Here is a 9,601-nt window from a genome sequence, read left to right on the forward strand (position 1 = left end):
GAAGTCGAGACACGCGAAGGCTGGCGCTTCCCAAGCGTGTCTCGACTTCGCTCGACACGAACGGGAATAGAAGGCGGTCTGGAATCCACCCCAAGGCCGACGTTCGCCTCGAACCCTACAGCAAGAACTCCCCCGCCAGCGTCGTCACGCAGCGTCCGGTCAGTTCGACCTGATCGCCGGTCAGCCGGCAGCCGACATGGCCGCCGCGCGTGCTCGCCTGATAGGCGGCGAAGGCGTCGCGGCCGAGGCGCGTCGTCCAATAGGGGGTCAACACGCTGTGCGCCGATCCGGTCACCGGGTCCTCGGGAATGCCCGCACCCGGCGCGAAGGCGCGGCTGACGACGTCGGCACCCGACGAATCGCCCGCGCCCGGTGCGGTCGCGATATAGAGGATGTCGCCTTCGCTGAGCGCAGCGAGATCGGGCGCCAGCGCGCGGACCTCTTCGGCGCTGTGATAGACGATCAGCGCATAGCCGCCCTCGTGCCACAGCGTCTCGACGACATCGCCGCCCATCGCGCGTGCGATGTCGGGCATCGGCCTGGCGGTGGCGCGATAGGCAGGCAGGTCCATCCGATAGCCCTCGTCGTCGCCGTTGCGCGCGACCTGCAAGATACCGGCCTTGCGCGTGCGAAAGCGCATTTCGTTCCGCCACTGCGCCGCCGACAGCAGGACATGCCCGCTCGCGAGCGTCGCATGGCCGCAGAGTGCGACCTCGATCGTCGGGGTGAACCAGCGCAGCTCATAATCGGCCTCGCCGCTCTCGTCCGGGACGAGGAAGGCGGTTTCGGCGAGGTTGTTCTCCGCCGCCATCGCCTGCAGCAGGTCGTCGCTCAGCCATTCGTCGAGCGGCATCACCGCCGCCGGATTGCCGGTGAACGGCCGGTCGGCGAAGGCATCGACGCGGGTGATCGGAAAGGAGCGCAGCGCGGTCATGGATAGAGAAGCCCTTTCGTCCAGCCGGCGCCCTCGCGCACGTAGACGTTGCGCTCGTGCAGGCGGTGCTCGCGGTCCTGCCAGAACTCGATTCGCTCGGGCGTGACGCGCCAGCCCGACCAGCGCGGCGGGCGCGGCACGTCCTGCCCCTCGAACCGCGCCTGCATCTCGGCGAAGCGCGCCTCGAAGGTCGCGCGGTCGGCGAGCGGGCGCGACTGGTCGCTCGCCCATGCGCCGAGCTGGCTGTCGCGGCTGCGCGTCGCGAAATAGGCGTCGGCGGTCGCGTCGTCGACCGGCGCGACGACGCCCTCGATGCGAATCTGGCGGCGCAGCGACTTCCAGTGAAAGAGCAGCGCCACCTGCGGGTTGGCGGCGAGTTCGCCGCCCTTGCGGCTGTCGAGGTTGGTATAGAAGACGAAGCCGTCGGGGCCGTGGCCCTTGAGCAGTACCATCCGCACCGAAGGGCGTCCGTCGAGGGTCGCGGTCGCGAGGGCCATCGCGTTGCCGTCGTTGGGCTCGCTCACGCGGGCTTCGGTGAACCAGCTGTCGAACAGCGCGAAGGGATCGTCGGTCATGCGCGCGGTCATAATATGCGACATGCGGATGGTCGAGCGAAAGACATGCTTTCCTTCTTCGTCATCCCGGACTTGATCCGGGTTCCCGCTTCTCGCCGGTTCGGAGCGGGACCCCGGATCAAGTCCGGGGTGACGAGGGACGGAGACTTGACCGTCTCGAACGTCCGCACCACATCGCGCGCTAATCGGGCCTTCACGGCCGGTCCTTTATCAGGCTATTGGAGACAGATGGCAGACCCTTATTCCACCCTCGGCGTCGCGCGCAGCGCGAGCGAAGCGGAGATCAAGTCCGCGTATCGCAAGCTCGCCAAGGAGTTGCATCCCGACAAGAACAAGGACAATCCGAAGGCGGCGGAGAAATTCTCCGACGTCACCCGGGCCTATGACCTGCTCTCCGACAAGACGAAGCGCGCGCAGTTCGACCGCGGCGAGATCGACGCCGACGGCAATCCCGCCATGCCCTTCGGCTTTGGCGGCGGCGGCGGCGGTGGTTTCCGCGGCGATCCGCGCGGGCAGCCGCAGGGCGGTTTCGGCGGGTTCGGCGGCGGCGACGGCGCCGACTTCGGCGACATTTTCGAAGGCCTGTTCGGCGGGCGCGGCGGCGGGCCGTTCGGTTTCGGCGGCGGGCGCGGCGCCGAGCCGCCCAAGGGTGCGAATGTCGCCTATCGCCTGTCGGTCTCCTTCGTCGATGCCGCGACGCAGGCGATGCAGCGGATCACGCTTGCCGACGGCAAGACGATCGACCTCAAGCTCCCTGCCGGGGTCGAGACGGGGACCCAGATGCGCCTCGCGGGCAAGGGCCAGCCGGGGCCCGGCGGCAACGGCGACGGCATCGTGACGATCACGATCAAGGACCATCCCTTCTACGAACGCGACGGCGACAATGTCCGGCTCGACCTGCCGATCACGCTGAACGAGGCGGTCAAGGGCGCGAAGGTCAAGGTGCCGACCGTCGACGGCCCGGTGATGCTGATGGTTCCCGCCGGCTCGACCTCGGGCAAGGTGATGCGACTCAAGGGCAAGGGCTTCAGCCACAAGAAGGGCGGGGGGCGCGGCGACCAGCTCGTGCGGCTGATGGTCGATCTTCCGCAGGACGACGCGGAGCTTGAGAAACTGGTCGAGGCCTGGACCGACGGCCGCGCGGTGCGTGCGGACCTCGGCGTGTGATGCGTGGCTGACGGCAAGCAGCAGAAAAAGATCGTCGCCGCGCTCGAACGCGAAGTGGCCGAGGAAGTCGGCCAGGAGTTTCTTGCCGAGGGCCATTCGCCCCATTCGCCCGAGGCGCGTGCCGAACGCGCCAAGCGCGTCAAGCTGCGCGCACGGGCGCAAGGAGTCATCGAGCGCGGGCGCGAAACGCTGGGGCCGGGAACGCGCGCGTTCCGCGTCCTCCGCCGCGTCCTCGTCGGCACCTATACCGACGGCTTCATCCATGCGGGCAATCTTGCCTATCTGGCGCTGATCGCGCTCTTTCCCTTCTTCATCCTCGTCGCGGCGGTGCTGAGCATCCTCGGCGGCAGTTCGGGCGGCGAGGCGGCGATCGAGGCGGTCTTCTCGGTCATGCCGCCATCGGTGGCAAAGGCGCTCGAAGGCCCGATCCGCGAAGTGATGACCGCGCGTACCGGCATTTTCCTCTGGCTCGGCGGGCTGGTCGCGCTGTGGACCGTCGGCAGCTTCATCGAAACGATGCGCGACATCCTGCGCCGGGCCTATGGTACGCATTTCAGCCGCGGCTTCTTTCACTACCGGCTATTGTCGATCGGCATCATCACCGGCGCGGTCGTGCTGATGATCCTGTCGTTCAGCATGCAGGTGCTGATCGCGGGGATCGAGCAGTTCGTCACCCGCATCCTGCCGGCCGCCTTCCAGTCGGCGGGCACGGTTGCGATCTCGCGCGGGGTGTCGGGATTCGGCCTGTTCCTCGCCATCTACCTGCTCTTCTACAGCCTGACGCCGTCGAAATACCGCAAGCTCAAATGCCCGAAATGGCCGGGGGCGCTGTTCACGACCCTCTGGTGGATCGCGGTCACGCTGGCGCTGCCGCCGCTGCTCGCCAGCCTGATGAGCTATGACGCAACCTATGGCAGCCTGGCTGGGGTGATGATCGCGCTGTTCTTTTTCTACCTCGTTGGATTGGGTATGGTGATCGGCGCCGAACTCAACGCCGCGCTCGTCGAGGTTGAGGATTTGGGCCACGACGCTATTGGACGCGTGGACGACATCATTGTCGAAACGAAAAAGGCCGGAGAAACGGAATGACGGGTCTGATGAAGGGCAAGCGCGGGCTGATCATGGGCCTCGCGAACGACAAGTCGCTCGCCTGGGGCATCGCGAAGGCGCTGCACGCCCATGGTGCCGAGCTCGCGATCAGCTATCAGGGCGAAGTGATGGAAAAGCGGGTGAAGCCGCTCGCCGACCAGCTCGGCTGCGATTTCCTGATCGATTGCGACGTCGCCGACATGGACAATCTCGACGCGGCGTTCGCGACACTTGGCGCGCGCTGGCCGACGATCGATTTCGTCGTCCATGCGATCGGCTATACGAACAAGGAGGCGCTGCGCGGGGCTTATGCCGACGTAACCCTCGACGACTTCCTGATGACGATGAACATCAGCGTCTACAGCTTCACCGCGGTCGCCAAGCGCGCGGCGGCGATGATGACGCCGTTCGATCCCGAGACTGGCGCGGGCGGCGGCTCGCTGCTGACGCTGAGCTATTATGGCGCCGAGAAGGTGATCCCGCATTACAATGTCATGGGCGTGGCCAAGTCGGCGCTCGAGACGAGCGTCAAATATCTCGCGAACGATTATGGTCCGCAGGGGGTGCGCGTGAACGCGATCTCGGCCGGGCCGATCAAGACGCTGGCGGCGAGCGGCATCGGCGATTTCCGCCTGATCCTCAAGTGGAACGAGCATAATTCGCCGCTGCGCCGCAACGTCACCATCGACGATGTCGGCGGATCGGCGCTTTATCTGCTGAGCGACCTGTCGGCGGGCGTTACCGGCGAGACGCACCATGTCGATGCGGGCTATCACACGGTGGGCATGAAGCAGGAAGATGCACCGGACATCGCGCTTGCCTGACGTCATCGGCATCCGCGCCGCGACGGCGGCGGATGGCGAGGCGATCGATGCCGTGATTCGCGCCGCCTTCGCGGGTACCGAATTCGGTCATCAGGGCGAAGCCGGCCTCGTGCGGATGCTGGAGGGCGATGGCGACGCGCTGGTGTCGCTCGTCGCCGAACGGGACGGTGCGATCATCGGACATGTGCTGTTCAGCCGGATGGATGTCGAGGCCGATGGCGCGCGGCTTTCGGCCGCGGGGCTCGCACCCGTGTCGGTCGTGCCCGCGTTGCAGGGACAGGGGATCGGCGATGCGTTGATCCGCGCGGGGCTCGATGCGCTGCGCGAACGGGGCTGCGCGATCAGCTTTGTCCTCGGTCACGACGCCTATTATCCGCGTTTCGGCTATGCGCCTGACCTCGCCGCGCGCTTTGCCTCGCCTTTTGCGGGGCCGCATTTCATGGCGATGATGCTGGACTCGGACGCGCCTTGGCCGCTAGGCGGACGGGCGGATTATGCGCCCGCATTTGGCCGGATGGGATAGGCGATGAGTTTCAACAGCTTCGGACGCGTTCTTCGCTTCACGACGTGGGGCGAAAGCCACGGACCCGCCTTGGGTGCCGTCGTCGATGGCTGCCCACCGCGCCTGTCGCTGTCCGAGGGCGATATCCAGCCCTTTCTCGATAAACGTCGTCCCGGCCAGTCGCGCCACACGACGCAGCGGCAGGAGCCCGATCAGGTCCGCATCCTGTCGGGCGTTTTCGAGGGCAAGACGACCGGCACGCCGATCAGCCTGCTGATCGAGAATGTCGATCAGCGCTCGAAGGATTATGGCGAGATCGCGCAGGCCTATCGCCCCGGTCATGCCGATTATGCCTATGACGCCAAATATGGCATCCGCGACTATCGCGGCGGCGGCCGGTCGAGCGCGCGCGAAACCGCGGCGCGGGTCGCTGCGGGCGGGGTCGCGCGGCTGGTGATCCCCGAGGTGCAGATCCACGCCTGGGTTGCAGAAATCGGCGGCGATGTGATCGATCCTGCGAACTTCGACCTCGAAGAAATTGATCGCAATCCCTTTTTCTGTCCCGATCCCGCCGCGGCGCAGCGCTGGGAAGGGCTGATGGACGCCGCGCGCAAATCGGGAAGTTCCTTGGGCGCGGTGATCGAATGCGCCGCGAGCGGCGTTCCGGCAGGCTGGGGGGCGCCGATCTATGCCAAGCTCGACAGCGACCTCGCCGCCGCGATGATGGGCATCAATGCGGTGAAGGGCGTCGAGATCGGCGCCGGCTTCCATGCGGCGCGGCTACGCGGCGAGGAGAATGCCGACCCGATGCGCCCTGCCACCGACGGCAGCAACCGCCCAGATTTCCTGTCGAACAACGCCGGCGGGATCGCGGGCGGCATCTCGACCGGCCAGCCGGTCGTCGTCCGCGTCGCCTTCAAGCCGACGAGTTCGATCCTCACCCCCGTGCCGACGGTCAACAAGGCGGGCGAGGCGACCGACATCGTTACTAAGGGCCGTCACGATCCGTGCGTCGGCATCCGTGGCGCGCCGGTCGTGGAAGCGATGATGGCGCTCGTCCTCGCCGATCACAAGCTGCTCCATCGGGCGCAGAACGGCTGACGCCGAGGTGGAAGCTCTCGCGGAGTTCATTGCCGTTCACAAGGCGATCATTGGGCTTCTGATCCTCGCCGGCATGTTCGCGGCGTTCGTCTGGGAACGCTTTCCCCCTTCGGTCGTCGCCGTCGCCGGGGCGGGAACGATGCTTGCGCTCGGGCTTCTCGACGAGAAGGGGGCCTACGCCGTCTTTTCGAACAGCGCGCCGCTTACCGTCGGGGCGATGTTCATCCTTTCCGGTGCGCTGATCCGCACAGGAGTGATCGACAAGGTCGGCAATTACGTCGTCGATCGCGCAAAACGGAACCCGCGCCTTGCGGTGATCGAGGTGTTTGGCGGCGGCCTGCTCGTCTCGGGCTTTATCAACAGCACGCCTTTCGTCGTCGTGATGATGCCGGTCTGTTTCCGCCTGGCGGAAGCGCTTGGGGTCTCGCCAAAGAAGTTGCTGATGCCGCTATCGGTAATTGCCGTTCTCGGCGGCTGCCTGACGCTGATCGGCACCTCGACCAATCTTGTCGTCGCAGGCATCGCCGAGCAGGCCGGGCTCGGCCATTTCGGTTTGTTCAGCATCACGCCCTATGGCCTCGCGGTGGCCGCCGCAGGCGTGCTGGGTTTGCTGATCATGGCGCGGTTCCTGCCGTCCGACTATCCGCGCATCGCCGAAAAGGCCGACGGAACCGAACAACTCTATCTTACCGAACTTGGCTTGCTGGAGGACGACCCCGCGGTCGATATGGCGCTCGAAGCGGCGAACCTCGGCGTTCCGCCCGCCCGGATAGTGGGGGTGATCGCGGGCGGGCGGCTGCTCACCGGGGACGAGGCGCAGAATCACAGGCTCGCGGCGGGAAACCGCATCGTCGCCCGGCTTGACGGTGCGGCGCTGATGACGATTCGCAGCGAGGGCCGTTTCACGATCGGCATCGGCGAAAGTGCCGATGCGCAATCGACCGTGGTCGAGGTGACGGTATCGCCCAGCCACCCCTCGATCGATCGGCCGCTCGCCGAGATTCCATTCCTTCAGCGGCAGCGTGTCCGCATCCTTGGTGTTGCACGTTTCCGCCACTTGCCGGGGCCGACGCTGTCGGAAAACCGTATTCGCGCCGCCGACCGCCTGCTCGTCGATGCCGACGATGCGAATATCGAGCGGTTGCGCGACAATACGGGATTGATTGGCCTTGCGATGGCTTCGGTTACGGCGTTCCGCCGCCGCCGCGCATGGATCGCGATCCTCGTCATGGCAAGCGCCGTCCTGCTCTCGGCAACGGGCATCATGTCAATCGGCGTCGCGGCCTTTATCGGTGTCGCCATCGTTCTCCTCACCCGTTGCATCGACGCCTCCGAAGCATGGGGCAGCATCGATGGCGATGTGCTGATCCTGATCTTTGCGATGCTTGGCGTTGGAGCGGCACTCGAACAGGCCGGGTCGGTGACGTTGATGGTTGGCGCGCTCGAGCCGGTGCTGACGGGAGCGCCGCAATGGGCGGTGATCGCGATCGTCTATTTCTCGGCGCTTCTGCTGTCAGAACTGCTCAGCAATAATGCCGTCGCCGCGTTGATGGGGCCGCTGGTAATCGGGATTGCCGGAGCATCGGGCGTTCCGCCGCAGCCACTGCTGATCGCGCTGATGCTCGGCGCATCGGCCTGTTTCGCGACACCGGTCGGCTATCAGACGAATACGCTCGTCTATGCCGCCGGCGATTATCGTTTCGTCGATTTCGTGAAGGTCGGAGTGCCGCTCAACATATTGACCGGTGTAGCCGGCTGCGCTGCCCTCGCTTTCTGGACGCCGTGACGGGGCGGGGCGAGAGCGATTGCCCGTCGCCCGCCACCCTGTTACCCCGCTGACGGAGATACCGCACGGGCGGACAGGGGAGTTTTGAATGGCGCGTCGCCTTACCATCTACATCTTGATCGGCATGATCCTCGGCATCGTCGCGGGGTTCGCGGTGCGGACCTTCGTGCCTGCCGACAGCCAGGCCTTCGAATATTGGCTCCGCAGCTTCGGCATGCTCGCCAATATCTTCCTCAACCTCATCAAGATGCTCGTCGCGCCGCTGATCCTCGGGACGCTCGTCGCGGGCATCGCGCATATGGGCGACAGCTCGGCGCTCGGGCGCATCGGCACGCGCGCGCTTGCGTGGTTCATCCTCGCCAGTCTGATTTCGATCAGCCTTGGCTTGATCATGGTCAACCTGCTCGAACCCGGCGCGGGGCTGCATCTGGCGGTCGGCGCGCATTCGACCGCCGAGGTCGGCGAGGTCAAGAAGCTCGATCTGTTCGAGTTCATCGAGCATATTTTCCCGAAGAACGTCATTCAGGCGATGGCGGAGAACAACGTCCTCCAGATCCTCGTCTTCGCGCTGTTCGCGGGCGTCGGCCTTACCGCTCTCGGGGAGAAGGGCAAGCCGCTGGTGCGCGGCGCCGAGGCGCTCGCCGAACTGATGCTGCAGATCACCAACTATGTCATGCGCCTCGCGCCGCTTGCGGTGTTCGGCGCGCTGGCGAAGGTGGTGGCGCAATATGGCCTCGCTATCCTTGGCACCTATGCCGAACTGCTGACCGAATTCTATATCTCGCTGGTGCTGCTCTGGACGCTGCTTCTTGCGGCCGGGGCGATCTTCCTGCGCGGGCGCATCTTCTCGCTCATCCGCTATGTCCGCGAACCGCTGCTGATCGCTTTCTCGACCGCTTCGTCGGAAGCCGCGATGCCGAAGCTGTTCGAACAGCTCGACCGCTTCGGCGTGCCGCGCCGCATCTCGGGCTTCGTGCTGCCGCTGGGGTATAGTTTCAACCTCGACGGATCGATGATGTACGCGAGCTTCGCGACGATCTTCATCGCGCAGGCTTATGACATCGACCTGTCGATCACGACTCAGATCCTGATCCTGCTGACCTTGATGGTCTCGTCGAAGGGGATCGCGGCGGTGCCGCGCGCCAGCCTGGTCGTGATCACCGCGACGCTCGCGATGTTCGACCTGCCGGTCGAGGGGGTCGCGCTGGTCTTTGCGATCGACCATTTCCTCGACATGGGGCGCACCGCGACCAATGTCGTCGGCAATGCGGTCGCGACCAGCGTCATCACCAAATGGGAAGGGATGCTGGAGGTTGAGGAGCCGATCGACGCCGACTGGCCGCACGCCCCCGCGCACACAGCGCATCGCGGCGCGCGCGGGCTGGATCTGGCCGAGGACATGGTGACCGACGAGCGGACCCCGCCCCCCGGCACCTGACCACTATCAGCGGTAATCCGGGGCACGGCCCCGTTCGGCGCGGCCCGAGCGCTCGGGCGCCGAGGAGCGTTGCTGGGGCGTGTTTCTGACCGCCGGAGCCGGGGGCGCCGCTTGCGGCCTCGGTGCCGGCCGCACAGCCGACGGTCCGCCGCCGCCCCGCGGTGCGGGCTGAACGGCGTCGGGAC

General features: G+C 66.0%; 9 protein-coding genes. 7 read left to right on the top strand and 2 right to left on the bottom strand.

The window, feature by feature from the left end; genetic code table 11:
- Nucleotides 1-115: 115 nt before the first annotated feature.
- Together ACE3SL_RS11975 and pdxH are read right to left on the bottom strand one after the other, a co-directional pair.
- Nucleotides 116-934 (bottom strand): PhzF family phenazine biosynthesis protein, encoded by an 819-nt coding sequence (locus ACE3SL_RS11975; protein WP_374525968.1) that lies wholly within the window; start codon nt 932-934, stop codon nt 116-118.
- Entirely contained in the window at nt 931-1,509 is a 579-nt protein-coding gene (gene pdxH, locus ACE3SL_RS11980; protein ID WP_374525976.1) for a pyridoxamine 5'-phosphate oxidase, read from the bottom strand. Before pdxH ends, ACE3SL_RS11975 begins: the two co-directional genes overlap by 4 nt.
- A gap of 228 nt (nt 1,510-1,737) precedes the next feature.
- Between pdxH and ACE3SL_RS11985 the strand changes: the two genes are divergently transcribed.
- From ACE3SL_RS11985 to ACE3SL_RS12015, 7 genes are all read left to right on the top strand, one after another.
- Nucleotides 1,738-2,676, top strand: a complete 939-nt coding sequence (locus tag ACE3SL_RS11985; RefSeq protein ID WP_374525969.1) for a DnaJ C-terminal domain-containing protein — start codon at nt 1,738-1,740, stop codon at nt 2,674-2,676.
- A 3-nt stretch (nt 2,677-2,679) separates the two neighbouring features.
- Nucleotides 2,680-3,765: a YihY/virulence factor BrkB family protein gene (locus ACE3SL_RS11990; RefSeq protein WP_374525970.1), complete on the top strand. Its 1,086-nt coding sequence runs from the start codon at nt 2,680-2,682 to the stop codon at nt 3,763-3,765.
- On the top strand, nt 3,762-4,589 hold the full coding sequence (locus ACE3SL_RS11995) for an SDR family oxidoreductase (protein ID WP_374525971.1): 828 nt from the start codon (nt 3,762-3,764) through the stop codon (nt 4,587-4,589). The genes ACE3SL_RS11990 and ACE3SL_RS11995 overlap by 4 nt, the downstream gene beginning before the upstream one ends.
- A complete protein-coding gene (locus ACE3SL_RS12000) occupies nt 4,582-5,112 on the top strand; it encodes a GNAT family N-acetyltransferase (protein WP_374525972.1) in 531 nt (176 codons plus the stop codon). Before ACE3SL_RS11995 ends, ACE3SL_RS12000 begins: the two co-directional genes overlap by 8 nt.
- A 3-nt stretch (nt 5,113-5,115) precedes the next feature.
- Entirely contained in the window at nt 5,116-6,192 is a 1,077-nt protein-coding gene (aroC, locus tag ACE3SL_RS12005; protein ID WP_374525973.1) for a chorismate synthase, read from the top strand.
- 7 nt (nt 6,193-6,199) lie between these two features.
- Nucleotides 6,200-7,978, top strand: a complete 1,779-nt coding sequence (locus tag ACE3SL_RS12010; RefSeq protein WP_374525974.1) for an SLC13 family permease — start codon at nt 6,200-6,202, stop codon at nt 7,976-7,978.
- An 88-nt stretch (nt 7,979-8,066) separates the two neighbouring features.
- Nucleotides 8,067-9,416 (top strand): dicarboxylate/amino acid:cation symporter, encoded by a 1,350-nt coding sequence (locus ACE3SL_RS12015; RefSeq protein ID WP_374525975.1) that lies wholly within the window; start codon nt 8,067-8,069, stop codon nt 9,414-9,416.
- Nucleotides 9,417-9,601: the final 185 nt, after the last annotated feature.

The organism is Sphingopyxis sp. (assembly GCF_041916015.1).
In the GTDB taxonomy this organism is placed as follows: Bacteria; Pseudomonadota; Alphaproteobacteria; order Sphingomonadales; family Sphingomonadaceae; genus Sphingopyxis.

Excerpts from the sequence above, each read along its gene's own strand:
- ACE3SL_RS11975 (WP_374525968.1), bottom strand. The coding sequence starts at position 934 with ATGACCGCGCTGCGCTCCTTTCCGATCACCCGCGTCGATGCCTTCGCC.
- pdxH (WP_374525976.1), bottom strand. The coding sequence starts at position 1,509 with ATGACCGACGATCCCTTCGCGCTGTTCGACAGCTGGTTCACCGAAGCC.
- ACE3SL_RS12015 (WP_374525975.1), top strand. The coding sequence starts at position 8,067 with ATGGCGCGTCGCCTTACCATCTACATCTTGATCGGCATGATCCTCGGC.
- aroC (WP_374525973.1), top strand. The coding sequence starts at position 5,116 with ATGAGTTTCAACAGCTTCGGACGCGTTCTTCGCTTCACGACGTGGGGC.
- ACE3SL_RS11985 (WP_374525969.1), top strand. The coding sequence starts at position 1,738 with ATGGCAGACCCTTATTCCACCCTCGGCGTCGCGCGCAGCGCGAGCGAA.
- ACE3SL_RS11995 (WP_374525971.1), top strand. The coding sequence starts at position 3,762 with ATGACGGGTCTGATGAAGGGCAAGCGCGGGCTGATCATGGGCCTCGCG.